At 70.8% G+C, this 12,272-nt stretch carries 12 protein-coding genes; 3 read left to right on the top strand and 9 right to left on the bottom strand.

What is annotated here, in order from left to right:
• Positions 1–11: 11 nt before the first annotated feature.
• The 7 genes from OG439_RS45525 to OG439_RS45555 form a co-directional block, all read right to left on the bottom strand.
• Complete coding sequence (locus OG439_RS45525; RefSeq protein WP_326946533.1) at positions 12–242, bottom strand: putative acetyltransferase; 231 nt, start codon at positions 240–242, stop codon at positions 12–14.
• Positions 239–469: a glutaredoxin domain-containing protein gene (locus OG439_RS45530; RefSeq protein ID WP_247061419.1), complete on the bottom strand. Its 231-nt coding sequence runs from the start codon at positions 467–469 to the stop codon at positions 239–241. The genes OG439_RS45525 and OG439_RS45530 overlap by 4 nt, the downstream gene beginning before the upstream one ends.
• Positions 466–2,601, bottom strand: coding sequence for a phage holin family protein (locus tag OG439_RS45535; RefSeq protein WP_326946534.1), 2,136 nt, complete (start codon positions 2,599–2,601; stop codon positions 466–468). Before OG439_RS45535 ends, OG439_RS45530 begins: the two co-directional genes overlap by 4 nt.
• Positions 2,598–3,200, bottom strand: coding sequence for a DedA family protein (locus OG439_RS45540; RefSeq protein WP_247061421.1), 603 nt, complete (start codon positions 3,198–3,200; stop codon positions 2,598–2,600). The genes OG439_RS45535 and OG439_RS45540 overlap by 4 nt, the downstream gene beginning before the upstream one ends.
• Positions 3,197–3,988, bottom strand: a complete 792-nt coding sequence (locus tag OG439_RS45545) for an MBL fold metallo-hydrolase (RefSeq protein WP_326946535.1) — start codon at positions 3,986–3,988, stop codon at positions 3,197–3,199. The genes OG439_RS45540 and OG439_RS45545 overlap by 4 nt, the downstream gene beginning before the upstream one ends.
• A 290-nt stretch (positions 3,989–4,278) precedes the next feature.
• Positions 4,279–4,464 (bottom strand): hypothetical protein, encoded by a 186-nt coding sequence (locus tag OG439_RS45550; RefSeq protein WP_326946537.1) that lies wholly within the window; start codon positions 4,462–4,464, stop codon positions 4,279–4,281.
• Between the two features lies 1 nt (position 4,465).
• Entirely contained in the window at positions 4,466–6,643 is a 2,178-nt protein-coding gene (locus tag OG439_RS45555; RefSeq protein WP_326951785.1) for a terpene synthase family protein, read from the bottom strand.
• 268 nt (positions 6,644–6,911) lie between these two features.
• Between OG439_RS45555 and OG439_RS45560 the strand changes: the two genes are divergently transcribed.
• Both OG439_RS45560 and OG439_RS45565 read left to right on the top strand, forming a co-directional pair.
• On the top strand, positions 6,912–7,202 hold the full coding sequence (locus OG439_RS45560; protein ID WP_326946538.1) for a GNAT family N-acetyltransferase: 291 nt from the start codon (positions 6,912–6,914) through the stop codon (positions 7,200–7,202).
• Positions 7,203–7,386: 184 nt separating this feature from the next.
• A complete protein-coding gene (locus OG439_RS45565; protein WP_326946539.1) occupies positions 7,387–8,403 on the top strand; it encodes a S1 family peptidase in 1,017 nt (338 codons plus the stop codon).
• Positions 8,404–8,526: 123 nt separating this feature from the next.
• On the opposite strand, the gene OG439_RS45570 is transcribed toward OG439_RS45565, so the two are convergent.
• Together OG439_RS45570 and OG439_RS45575 are read right to left on the bottom strand one after the other, a co-directional pair.
• Positions 8,527–9,156, bottom strand: coding sequence for an SAM-dependent methyltransferase (locus OG439_RS45570; protein WP_326946540.1), 630 nt, complete (start codon positions 9,154–9,156; stop codon positions 8,527–8,529).
• Between the two features lie 77 nt (positions 9,157–9,233).
• Positions 9,234–10,820 carry a discoidin domain-containing protein gene (locus tag OG439_RS45575; RefSeq protein ID WP_326946541.1) on the bottom strand — a complete coding sequence of 529 codons (1,587 nt, stop codon included), beginning with the start codon at positions 10,818–10,820 and terminating at the stop codon, positions 9,234–9,236.
• Between the two features lie 214 nt (positions 10,821–11,034).
• Between OG439_RS45575 and OG439_RS45580 the strand changes: the two genes are divergently transcribed.
• Positions 11,035–12,264, top strand: a complete 1,230-nt coding sequence (locus tag OG439_RS45580; protein WP_326946542.1) for a cytochrome P450 — start codon at positions 11,035–11,037, stop codon at positions 12,262–12,264.
• Positions 12,265–12,272 lie beyond the last annotated feature (8 nt).

A 12,272-nucleotide genomic window follows, 5' to 3' on the forward strand; every position in this document is an offset into this window, starting at 1 on the left:
GGTCCCGATCGTCACAAAGCCGGCGGCGCGCCGCCAGCCGATTTCCGCGCCGGCGGCGGCGGTACCGGCTTGGCCAGGGTGACGGCGTCGAAGTCCACCACGACCGGGCCGCGGCGGGTTTCGATCGTGCACGTCGTTTCGTCGCGGGCGACCAGCAGGCCGAGCGCGTCGGTGAGGCCGCCCTCGATGCGGTAGCGCGCCACGACCCGCGTGCCGATCGGCAGCTCTCGCAGCAGTTTCACAGCCGCGAACCCAGTTCCGCGTCGGACGGCTCGACCAGGAAGGTGCCGTCGTCCCAGACGATCGTCGGGATGCGGCGTTCGCCGTCCTGCAGCGAGCGGACGCGCGCCTCGGCGGCCGCGTCCGCCTCGACGTCCACATAGGAGTACTCGACGCCTTCGCGGTCGAGCAACGCGCGGCTGCGCTTGACATCCGGGCACCAGGAAGCGCCGTAGACCGTCAGTTTCACGAAGCGACCTCCGAAGCGACAGGGGTTTCGGCCGAAGCCGGGGCGGGGGCAGGAGCGGGGGCGGGGTGGCCCAGGTGTGTCAGCCAGCCGCGGAACACCCGGTGCAGGGCCTCCGCGCCGACGACGTCGCCGGGCGGCGGGAGCTCACGCGGGTGCACGACGAAGCCGCGTTGCTGCGGGCCGCCGAGGCCGCCGTGCGAGCCGACGTGCGTCTCGAACGGCGACGACTGGTCCGTCTCCGGGTCGTAGTTGCTGTTGATCATCACGTCGGCGCAGTGCGGGAACGTGTCGACGCGGCGCACCAGGTCCGCGGCGTGCGGGCCGTAGCGCAGCAGCGGGTCCTCGCCGATGACGACGCCGGTGGCGAGCCGGTGCAGCCCGTCGCGGCCCAGCACGACCGGCCCGAACTCGCGGCTGCGCACCAGCAGGAACCCGACGCCGGGGTGGTCCACCAGCGACGGCAGCAGGTCGGGGAACTCGCGCTCGATCGTCTCCAGCTCGACGCGGCCTTCGTGCTCGGTGAACGACACCATCGCGGTGTGCCCGGACACGACCGCGACCACGCCGGGCGCCACGCGCGTGACCGCGCCGGGGGAGCCGGACTCCGTGCGCGGCCGGTCCTCGCCGCCTTCGGCGTTCTCGACGCGGCCCCGCAGCCGGCGCGCGATCAGGCCGCCGCTCTTGGTGGCCTCCGCGAGCGCCGCGTTGATCTGCCAGCTCTCGGCCTGGCGCCGCTTCCCCGAAGCCGCCGACGGCGAGCCGCCGCACAGCCGGCCGACGTACGCCTCGATCGTCTCGCCGAACCGCTGCGAGAACGCCTGGCCCTGGGTCTGGCCGTGGTCCGACAGCGCGACGACGTGGTAGCTGCGCGAGGAAAGCCGGCTCGCCCGGTGCAGCCGGGCGATCTGCTGGTCGATCGAGCGCAGCACCGACAGCGTGTCGAAGCGCTCGATGCCGGAGTGGTGCGCGACCTCGTCGTAGCCGAGGAAGTCGGCGTAGACGACCGGCCGTCCGGCCAGCATGTCGCCGAGGATCGCCGAGACGACGACGTCGCGCGCGATCACCGTCGTGCCCGGCCGGGCCAGCGGGTACCAGCCGCCGCGCGGGATCCGCGGCACGACGCCGGCGCGGCGCTGGCGGACCGACGCGCTGATCTCGCGGAAGACGTCGGCGAGGGCGACGACGAACGTCCGCAGCGCGTTGACCGGGTTCGCGAAGTAGGCGTAGTAGCCCGCGCCGAGGCGGTCGCGGTGCCGGTGGCGCAGGCCCTTCGGGACCAGCACCGGGATCGAGCTCATGGTGAGGCTGACGTGGTCGGCGTCGCCGGAGAACAGGTTGCCGCGGCTCGCGCCGTCGCCCGAGAGGAGGCCGCGCCCGTCGGAGTGGCGCCGTTCGATCTCGGCCGCGTCGGTCGGGTGCGCGCACGCCATCACGTGGTCGCGGTCCTTTTCGTACCAGCGGAACCCGAGGATGTCGTGGTTGGAGCCGTGCAGGATGCCGCAGACGCTCGCGCCGGTCTGGGAGCTCCAGTCGGTGTGCCACTGCGTCAGCGCGTGGCTGTCCTCGGCGAGCCACGCGGCGAACGTCGGCATGTCGCCGTCGCGGATCGCGCGGCGGACGGTGTCGTACCCGAGGCCGTCGATCTGCAGGAACACCACGCCGGGCGGCTGTTCGGCGTCGCCGGGCCCGGCGACGTGCCGGCGACGGCGGCGGTTCGCGCGGCGGAAGAAGATCTCGTCCTCGTCGATGGCCAGCAGGCTGGAGATCACCGCGCCGACGCCGGCCATGGCCACGGTGACGATCACCGCGGTCCGGAAGCCGACGATCTCGACGCCGGGGACCGTCTTGAACACGGCGAGCGTGCCCGCGCCGAGCAGCAGGAACCCGAAGAGGCCGAAGGTGAAGAACGCGAGCGGGTAGGCGATCCGCATGACCAGCGGCCAGACGAACGCCGCCAGCACCCCCAGCAGCAGCGCGCACACCGTCGGCTGCCACCAGTGCGTCATCCGGAAGCCGGACAGCAGCACGTCGAGCAGCCGCAGCGCGCCGGTCACCGCCACCCACACCAGCAGGACGCGGGCGACGACCCGGCCGCCCCGCAGCAGCCGGCCCTTCGGCGCGGTCGTCGTCAAGCTCGGTCTCCTGTCTTCTCTTTCGCCTCGGCTTTGGTCCGCCGCCGGCGGGCGATCAGGTTCAGCAGCACGGTGACCAGCAGGACCAGCACCGTCGCCAGCAATGTCGCGATGAGCGGTGAGTCGAAGATGCCTCCGCTGACGATGCCGAGCAAGCTGTAGGCGACCGCCCAGAGCACGCACGCGACGAGCGCGGCGGGCAGCAGGCGCCGCCACGGGTAGCTCAGCGCGGCCGCCGCGAGCAGCACCGGGATCCGGCCGGCCGGGACGAGCCTGCCGATCACGACGATCTGCCAGCCGCGGCGGGCGAACTGGTCACGCGCCTTCTCGAGCCGTTCGGCGGGCTGGCGGCGGCTGATCCAGCGGAACGCGGCTTCGCTGCCCAGGCGCGGGACGCCGAACGTCACGACGTCACCGACGTACGCGCCGAGCGTGGCCAGGACGATCACCAGCGGCAGCGAGAGGTGGTCGGTGGTGGTGGCGACGGCGGCCGCGGCGCCGACCACCGCGCCGGTGGGCACGATCGGGATGATCGAGCCGAGCAGCACGCCGCCGAACAGCACCGGGTACCCGATGGCGGCCGGGTCGGTCCAGTTCACGCCCGGTCCGTCGAGGCCGGGAGCACGACGTCGGCGCCGGGTTCGGTGAACAGGACGCCGGTGGCGATCTTCGCCGCGGCCACGTGGGCCGCGAACTCCCGCGGCGGGTCGGCGAGCAGCCGCCGCATGCGCGTGGTGCGCCGGATCCCGGGGAGGGCGAGCGTGCCCCAGTGCACCGGCACGACCGCGCGGGCTTGCAGCAGGCCGGCGGCCTCGGCGGCCCGGGCCGGGTTCAGGTGGCCGGGCCCGAGGTTCGGCCCCCAGCCCCAGACGGGCAGGAGCGCGACGTCGACCGGGCCGAACGCGGCCATGCCGTCGAAGAGGTCGGTGTCACCGGCGTTGTAGACGCGCAGGCCCTCGCTGTCGATCAGGTGGCCGATGGCCGGGCTCTGCGGGCCGTGGGTGAGGCGCGGGCCCCAGCGGTGTCCGGAGTGGATGGCCTCGGTCGCGGTGATGGTGAGGCCGCCCTCGGTGAGCGTCTCGCCGGGCGCGATCTCCTCGACGGCGGTGAAGCCCTTCTTGGCGAGCCAGCTCCCGGCCCCGCGCGGTACGACGATCCGGGTCCGCCGGCCGACGAGCTTCAGCGACGGCACGTGCAGGTGGTCGCCGTGCAGGTGCGACAGCAGCACGAGATCGACACCGGCGTACGCGTCCGGCGGGGGCGGCGGCACGACCCGGGTCAGCCCGCCGACCCGGGCGGTGAGCACGGGATCGGTGAGGACGACGCGGTCACCGAGCTCGAGCCGGACGGTGGAATGGCCGAGGAAACGCAGGTTGAAGCCGCTCACGCCCTTGAGTATCGCCTTCTCGCGCCGGGAATGCCCGGCGGAGTGGTGCGAACGACGCGACCGATGTGATCCGAGCGCCGCCGCACGTGATCAGAACGCCGACACGCGTGATCGGAGGGTCGACACGCGTGATCGGAGGGTCGGTTCGCGTGTCTGGGAGGTCGACACGCGTGATTAGAGGGTCGACACGGCGACACGGGAGCCTGCGCGCCGTGTCGACCCTTCAATCACGCGAGTTGACCCGCCAATCACTCGAGTTGACTCCCTGATCACGCGAGCCGGCGGTTCCGTCACGCCCGGACTCGGCGGCGGAGCCTGCGGGACGATCGGATCAGCCGGACCCGCAGGCGTCTTCGGCCTCGGCGCAGGCGCGCCCGGAGGTCGGTGCGCAGCGCCTGCTCGGCCTCGCGGTGCATACCCACCGCGCGCAGCAGCCGGGCGATCTCGCACTGTTTCGTGGTCGGGGAGCCCGGCACGTCACCGCCCGCTGGGGAGCAGGGACGAGATGCGCAGCGACGACGTGCCGATGCCCGTCGGGCCCTGCCACGCCGAGGCCGCCATCGGGTGGTAGTTCAGCTCCTTCTCCGTGTAGCGGCCCACGTTCTCGTGCCAGTTGACGATGCCCGCCATCCAGTCGCGGAACTCCTCGACGTACTCCAGCAGCATCTCCTGGACGTCCGGGTCGATGGCGTAGTCGCGGAACAGCGCCGGCAGCTCGATCGCCGCCGCGTGCTTGAACTCCGCCAGACGGGCCTTCATCAGGTCGTCGACGACGCCGAACGCGCGTTCCTCGGAGCAGTCGAGGAAGTTCCGCACGACCAGGACCGCGTTGTGCAGCTCGCCCTCGTACTGGATCTCCTTGCGGTAGGAGAAGACGTCGTTGACCAGGCAGGCGTAGTCGGTCGCCGCGTGCTCGATCGCCTGGACCGGGCGCGTGCGGTACAGCTCCGGCGGCACCGCGCGGCCGTGCGAGAAGCGCGAGAGGCTCATCGTGAGGTCCGAGCCGAACGTCCGGCGCCGCATCTCGACGTAATCGATCGGGTCCGGGATGCGGTTCTGCGCCTGGTTCACCAGCTCCCACAGCCAGCTCGACGTCATCGAGTCGACGGCTTTCCGCACCGTGCGGCGGTTTTCGGGCGACATCCCGGCGGTGGTGCGCGGCCAGACGTCGGCCAGCCCCACCTCCAGCGCGTTCGTCGGCGTCGGCGTGGGTTCGCCGTCCACCGGCATGAACAGCGACAGCCGCGCGTTGCACGCCTTCGCCCCGGCGAGGTCGCGGGTCGCGCCGAACACGATCGGGTAGTAGTCGTCGGCGAACGTGCCCCAGGTCAGCCAGTCGCTGGTGACGTCGAGCTGGTCGGCGGCGGCGTCCGGGTGGATGCCCGCCGCGCACAGCGGGAGGTCGGTGGCGCGCAGCTTCCGCTCGTCCCACACCACGCCGTCGAGGAAGCCCATCCGCCGCGCCCAGTCGACGTTGCGGACGCGGCACGCGTCCAGGTGCGGGCTCAGCCGCAGCGGGAACGGCAGCTCGACCGGCGGCCGCTCGATCTCGACCGCGCGGAACGGCGTGCTCGAGTACGACCGCAGCCGCTGCGGCGCCGTCGCGAGCACCGACGAGAAGATGCGCGCGGCCGACGTCCCGAGCCCGGTGGCCGTGCCCAGCTCCGGGCCGCCGCGGGATTCCAGGGCGCCTTCGTTCATGTAGCGGCTGGAGCGCAGGTGCCACTCGTGCCCGCCAGACTGCCAGTCCTGCAGGCCCTTGACGTAGGCGAACGTCGCCATCCGCGACGCCGGGTCGACGGCGTGCTCGTCGAACAGCGCCGGGACCTCGGTCAGCGCGGTGTGCTCGAACTGGTGCAGCCGGGAGGTGATCAGGTCGTTGACGGCGTCGGCCGCCTGCTGCGTCGTCAGCCCGAGGAACTTCTCGAACACGAGCACGCCGTTGGACAGCTCGCCCTCGTCCTCGACCTCGCGCTGGTAGGAGAACAGGTCGTTGCGCAGGTGGACGCCGTCGGCGAAGCAGTCGCGCAGCACCTCCATCGGCCGGGCCGCGGCGATCGCGTCCGGCACCTCGGCGTGCACCGAGTGCTCGACGAGGTTCGCCGACCACGGCGCGCCGCCGACCTTCCGGCGCATCTCGATGTACTCGATCGGGTTGGAAAGGCGGCCTTCGTTGATGTTGGCCAGTTCCCACAGCGACTCTTCGAGCAGCGCCTTTGTGCTCTCGATGAAGCGGCGCCGCCAGCCGGCGGAGCGGTGCGGGATCGTCCGGTTCCAGAGGTCGGTGAGGCCGCGCTCGACCGGGTTCTCCGGGGTGTCGGTGATCGCGCCTTCGGCGGGCATGAACAGGTTCAGCCGGTCGAGGTAGCCGCGGGCGCTGTCGATGTCGCCGGTGCGCTTGTACAGCTCGAGGAAGTGGTCGTCGAAGTAGAAGACCCAGACGTACCAGTCGGTGATCAGGTCGAGTTCTTCGGCGCCGGCGTCCGGGTGGGTGTAGGCGCAGAGCAGGGCGTAGTCGTGGGAGTCGAGGTCGTGCTCGTTCCAGATCACCGTGCCGTGCTGCGGGACGTCGATCATGTCCATCGCGTACGCCCAGGCCTTGCTGTGCTCGCGGGCGCCCTCGAGGTGCGGGTTCAGCCGCGCCGGGTAGGGCATGTAGAACTCGGGGAGGACGAACGGCTGCTGCGGCACGCGGGTGAGGCCTTTCCGTTGCGGCGCTGGCGGTTTCCGACACGATGAGGCAACCAAAAGCAGCCGGGCGAGCCAAGGGTCTCGGTCGGGTTGCACACGAACGGGAAGCCGCTGTCCCCCGGGCGGCCCAGTCGGGTTCACGGCCCGGGCGCGCGAGGCGGCCGGCTGTCGCACGATGGGGGAAGCTCCGGCGGCCGTCCGGTGTTCACGCCGCAGAGAGAATGGAGTGCCGATGACCAAGGTGACCGACAACCTCGGCGAGAGCCGTTACGAAGTGTGGTCGGACGAGAAGCTGGCGGGCTTCGCCGCGTACGACCAGCGGGGCGACTTGACCGTGTTCACCCACACGGAGATCGACGACGCCTTCGCCGGCCAGGGCCTGGGCAAGGTGCTCGCGGCGGGCGCGCTGGACGACGTCGTCGCGAAGGGCGGGACGATCGTGCCGGTCTGCCCGTTCATCGCCGGGTACCTCCGGAAGCACCCGGACTACGAGGCGCACGTCCGTTGGCCGTCCGGGTCTTGAGCCGAAGGGACTACACCAGGCGTTTGTTACGCCGAACGCAGTAGTGGCGCGGAGGCGCCGCGTCCTGAGTGCGAGGTATGTCCGGTTCTGCTGGTTATTAACCAACCTTAGTCGGTGGTGCGTTGGTTGCTCGGCAACCAAAGTGACCGGCGCAGGCTTCGAACCGGCAAACTGGAGGAAGTTGATGACTCCCCGGAAGACCGCTCTCAAGACCTTCGCCGTGTTGTCGGCCGCGGCGCTGACGTCCGGCGTGTGCGCGTCGGCGGCCACCGCGTCCCCACTGGCCTTCTCCGAGATGCAGGCCAACGCCGTCAGCAACGCCACGCAGGTGGCGGGCTCGCTCGGCGCCACCTCCGGTGGCATCTACCTGGAGAACGGCAAGGCCGTCGTCAACGTGACCGACGACGCGTCGGCGCAGAAGGTGCAGGCCGCGGGCCTCACCGCGAAGAAGGTCAAGCACACCTTCGCCGCGCTCACCGGCGTCAAGAACTCGCTGGACGCCGTGAAGAACGTCCCGCAGACCGCGTGGGGCATCGACACCAAGACCAACCAGGTCGTGGTGAAGGTCTACGACTCGGCCAGCAAGGAGACCGCCGACAAGGTCACCGCGGCCGCCGCGCAGTACGGCGACAGTGTCCGGGTCGAGCACCGCACCGGCAAGCTCGAACTGCACATCGCCGACGGTGACGCGATCCAGAACGACCAGGGCCGCTGCTCGCTCGGCTTCAACGTGACGCGCGGCGGGGAGCCCTTCCTGCTCACCGCGGGCCACTGCACCAACCTCGGCGGCACCTGGGCCGGCGGTGACGTCTCCGGCGCCACGGTCGTCGAGAGCGACTGCCCCGACGCCGACTCCGGCCTGCTGACCCGCCCGAACGGCACCGGCCCGAGCGAGATCAACACCGGTCAGGCGATCACCAGTGCCGCGGAGCCGACGGTCGGCGAGCAGATGGAGAAGCAGGGTTCGACCACCGGTGGCGGCAGCGGCGAGGTCACCTCGGTCGACGAGTCGGTCAACTTCGACGTCGGTGTCCTCAACCACGAGTTCGGCACGACCGCGCACACCGACCACGGTGACTCGGGCGGCCCGGCGTACGACGGCTCGAAGGGCCTCGGCACGCTGTCCGGCGGCGACACCGTGACCAGCTACTTCTACCCGCTCACCCTGGAGCTCTCGAGCTACGGCCTCGAGCTCGCCTGATCCACACTCCGGTGGAACACCCGCGAGGGCCTCTTCACACGCGTCGAGGGCGCGTGAAGAGGCCCTCGCGGCATTTCGGGAAGCGGCACTTTCACGTGAAAGTGCCGCTTCCGGGAGTCGCTGTCAGGATTCGAGGCGCTTCGCGCGGTAGACGGCGTCGGTGTGGTGGCCCTCGCCGCGCGTCTCGCACGTCTCGACGACCCACTCCCGCGCGTCGCCCAGGTAGTTCGTGATCTCCTCCGGCTCGAAGAACAACTCCTGCGGCGGCGCCTCGCCGCCGAACTCCCGCATCGCCCTCGGCGAGTGCCCGACGATCAGCAGCGAACCGCCGGGCCGCACCGCCGCCGCGGCCGCCGTGAACACGTTCTTGCGCAGGTCTGGCGGCAGGTGCATGTACTGCGCCGAGATCAGGTCGTAGGTCTCCTCGGGCCGCCAGGTGAGGATGTCGCGGTGCAGCCACCGGACGTCCACGCCGCGTTCCTTGCCCGCGGCTTCGGCGCGGGACAGCGCGAGGGTCGAGATGTCGGCGCCGTCGACGGTCCAGCCCTGCTGGGCCAGCCAGATCGCGTCGCCGCCTTCACCGCTGCCGAGGTCGAGGGCGTGCCCGGGTTTCAGCCCGGTCACCTCGCTCTCCAGGTTGCGGTTCACGTTCCCGCTCCAGATCCGGTGCTCGTCACGCTGGTAGAGCGCTTCCCAGAACTCCTGCTTGAGCATGTTCTCGACGGTCACCGGCTGCTCGTGGGTGTGGGCCATGGTTCCTCCTCGGGGACGTCCTCCCACCATGCGGAGAACGTCCCCGGGAAGGCAAATCCAGTTGCCGGTTCGGCAACTTACGCGGTGCCGTACACCTGCATTTCGTACAGCGAGTAACCGTACGCCGTGCCGCGCGTGACGCCGTTCATCCGCACGTACCGGCCGGTGCCCGACAGCCCGGTCAGGTCGTCCGTAGCGCCGTTGCCGGTGGTGGTGCTGTAGATCGTCGTCCAGGTCGTGCCGTCCGGCGAGGTCTGGATGCTGTACGCCTTCCCGTACGCGGCCTCCCAGGTCAGCTTGACGTGCGAGACGGCCTTGGTCGCGCCGAGGTCGACGCGCAGCCACTCGGACGCGGTCTCCTTGCTGGCCCAGCGGGTGCCGGTCAGGTTGCCGTCGAAGGCCGCGCTCGCCGGGTAGGACGTCGACTCGGTCGACGACGCCGTCGCCGTCTTGCCTTGCGAAAGCAGCGTCTCCTGACCGCCGCTCCCGCCGGTCACGGTGACCCCGAGTGACGCGGTGTTCGTGCCGCCGGTGATGGTGATCGTCGCCGAGCCGGGGGTGGCGTTCGCGGCGGCGGTGACCGTCGCGGTCGAGGTGCCGCCGGCCGGCACGGACGTCGGGGAGAAGGCCACGGTGACGCCCGCGGGGGCGCCGCTCGCGGACAACGTGCCGGACGCCGCGCCGGTGGCCGTCACGGTGGCGGTCACCGAAGCGCCGGGCGCCACCGAAACCGCCGACGGCGTCACGCTGATGCCGGTGGAGCTGCCGGCCGCGGTGAACGTCCAGCGGGCCTGGTCACCGGAGCAGCTGCCCGCGGTGAGTGCCGTGCCCGAAGCGCGGAAGCACTTCTTGCTCGTCTGGATGTCGGAAATGGTGCCGTCCGGGTTGATCGACCACTGCTGCGCCGGGCCGCCGGTGCAGGTCTGCAGCACGATCGAGCTGCCGGAGATGCCCGCGCACTTGTCGTTGTGCACGAGGAACGCGCCGTGGAAGGTGAAGCGCTGGGCGTCGCTTCCGGTGCAGGCGGCGACCTTCAGCGTGGTCCCGCTGCTCGGCGCCTCGAGGCACGTGCCGGTGGAGTTGTTGCGGTACTGGCCCACCGTGGTGTTCGGCTGCGCGCCGCCGTAACACGCGCCGGTGCTGGTGTTGAAGATCGGCGTCGCGTCGTACGGCTCGGACGACGGCGGGTCGACGACCACCGGTTCCAGGACCGGCGTGTTGTCGGCGTTGTAGTGCGTCAGGGCGTCTTCGCAGTCGATCGCGTCGAAGGCGCTGCCGCCCTGGCCGCCGAGCCAGAGGTCGATGTGGCGCAGGTTCGGGCCGCCGTTGGGGCCCTGGCCGTTCCAGTCGTCGGAGCACTCGTCGCAGCCGTCCTCCATGATGAAGTACTTCTTCACCCGGGGCACCCAGACCTTGGTGCCGGCCTTGAGCTCGGACGTGCTGGTGGCGAACGTGATCGGGTCGGTGTAGGTGCCCTTGCCACCGGCGGTGTCGTGGATCTGCGGGTAGGCGATGTCGCCGCCGGGCGGGGTGTTGTCCCACCAGCCGTAGAAGGTGAGGAACGTCGGTTGCGTGGTCTCCGCGCTCGCCGGGGTGCCGCCGGCGAGGGCGCCGGCCAAAGCGAGGAAAAGGGTCACGACGAGCACGAAAGCGCGCCGGGTCATGCTGCCTCCGGGAGGAGTGGACGGACGATGACTGCGGCGTGCGTCCAGGTTCGCGGTGCGGCGTCGGCGCGTCAAGACCTATTCGTAAAGTTCTCTAACGAACGCCGTCCGGACTGGTCCATCCGGGTCGGATGTGGGTCGGACGTCCCACGACGGCGCCGGACGTCTCCATGGTGGAAGTGTCCAGACCACCGGTAGAGAGGCGTGATCCGCTGTGACGGCAGCATCCGACACCCCGGCCCTCCCGACGACGCGACCGGCCGGATGCCCGTACGACCCACCCGAGAACTACGCGACGTTGCGCGAAGAAGCGCCGACGTCGCAGGTCCGCTGCCCGGCGGGCATGGACGCCTGGCTGGTCACGCGCTACAGCGACGTGCGCGCGGTGCTCGCCGACCGCACGATGAGCTCGCGCGGCGCGTCTTCGGTGCACGTGAACGCGGGCGCCGAACGTGACCTCGACATCGAGGTCGCCCCCGGCTCGATCATCCAGCTCGACGGCAAGGACCATTCGCGGCTGCGCAAGATGGTGCTCGCGGAGTTCACCGTGCGGCGGATCGAGGCGATGCGGACCTACGTCCAGGGGCTGGTCGAGAGCCACCTCGACGCGATGCTCGCGAAGCCCGGCGAAGCCGATCTGGTGCGGGACTTCGCGTTGCCGATCCCGTCGCTGGTGATCTGCGAGCTGCTCGGCGTCCCGTACGCCGACCGCGAGCGGTTCCAGCGCCAGAGCTCCACGCTCGTCAGCACCGACACCACCCGTGAACAAGGACAGCAGGCCTACGAAGAGCTTTCCGGGTTCCTGGCCGCGCTCTTCGTGGACAAGCAGGAGAATCCGCAGGACGACTTGTTCAGCCGGCTGATCGCCCGCGGTCGTGAGACGGGTGACGCGCTCACCATGGAAGAGCTGGTGATGCTCGGGCTCAGCCTGCTGGTGGCCGGGCACGAGACGACGGCCAACATGATCGCGCTCAGCACGCTGGTGCTGCTGGACCACCCGCAGCAGCGCGAAGTCGTGCTGGCGGCGCCGGAGCGCGCGGTCGAGGAACTGCTGCGGTACCTGTCGGTCGTGCAGTTCGGGGTGCTGCGCTACGCCACCGAAGACGTCCAGGTGGGAGCCCGCGCGGTGAAGGCGGGGGAGTGGCTGGTCGCCGCGCTGAACTCGGCCAACCGCGACGAGGAGCTGTTCCCGGCGGCCGACAAGCTCGACTTCCACCGCGAGTCGCCGCGCACGCACGTCGCCTTCGGGTTCGGCGCGCACCAGTGCATCGGCCAGCAGCTGGCGCGCGTCGAACTGCAGGAGGCGCTGACGCGGTTGTTCCGCCGGGTGCCGGACCTGCGGCTCGCGGTGCCGCGGGAGTCGTTGGCGTACAAGCACAACACGCTCGTCTACGGCGTTCGTGAGCTACCGGTCGCCTGGGGTGGAACAGTCACGCAACCCTAGTTCCGGGT

Source organism: Amycolatopsis sp. NBC_01307 (assembly GCF_035975215.1).
Taxonomy (GTDB): Bacteria; Actinomycetota; Actinomycetes; order Mycobacteriales; family Pseudonocardiaceae; genus Amycolatopsis.